This window comes from Aeromicrobium sp. PE09-221, assembly GCF_002174305.1.
GTDB lineage: Bacteria > Actinomycetota > Actinomycetes > Propionibacteriales > Nocardioidaceae > Aeromicrobium.
In genome coordinates this window covers 1-633 of sequence record NZ_MIJB01000061.1, presented here as the reverse complement: position 1 = coordinate 633, position 633 = coordinate 1, and the positions used below count along the sequence as shown (strand labels likewise).

Sequence of the window (633 nt, the reverse complement as noted above, 5' to 3'; positions counted from 1 at the left end):
GGGGTGTGTGGGAGACGGGCGGCCTGGTGGGGGGTGTCGCTCTCGTACTGGTGCTGGGCATCCAGATCGGCGCGCTCCCGGCGCTGCTCGACGAGAGCTGGGGCCCGGCGATCGCCGCCGCGCTGATCTGCACCTCCCGCGCCGTCGCAACCATCGGTTGCACCCGTGGGGTGCGGGGGGCGCGCAAGGACGGCCTCGGCGTGACCTATACCGAGACGATCCATCCGGTGGTCACGGCGATCATCTGGACCGTGCTCACCATCGCCCTGTGTCTCGGCGCCTGGGTCCTCGACCTGCCGTGGTGGCGCGGGCTCATCATCGCCGCAGCAGCGCTCCTCGCGACCGGCTGGCTGCTGCGGCGATGATGAGCCCGCGCCACCACGGCAGGTCGACTACCCAGGCGCCCAGCCACACGGCGATCCTGAGCCCGGCCCAGCTGCTCCCCGTGACCACCGCCCGCGCCGCCCCGGTCTACGCCACGCCCAGGCCGCCCATCCGCGCCCCCCGCCCACCACGGCTCCCCCCACCGCCCGCGCCCCCGCCGCCCGTGCACCGCCCCCCGGCAGCACCCGCCCGCCCCGCCCACCCGCCCACCACCCCCGCTCGCGCCCCCACCTCCCCACCCAGCCCCCG

Annotated in this window: 1 pseudogene; it reads left to right on the top strand. The window is 76.5% G+C overall.

The annotated features are described in order from the left end of the window. Positions 1-365, top strand: a pseudogene (locus BHE97_RS20270) (adenosylcobinamide-GDP ribazoletransferase); the annotation flags it as partial. Positions 366-633 lie beyond the last annotated feature (268 nt).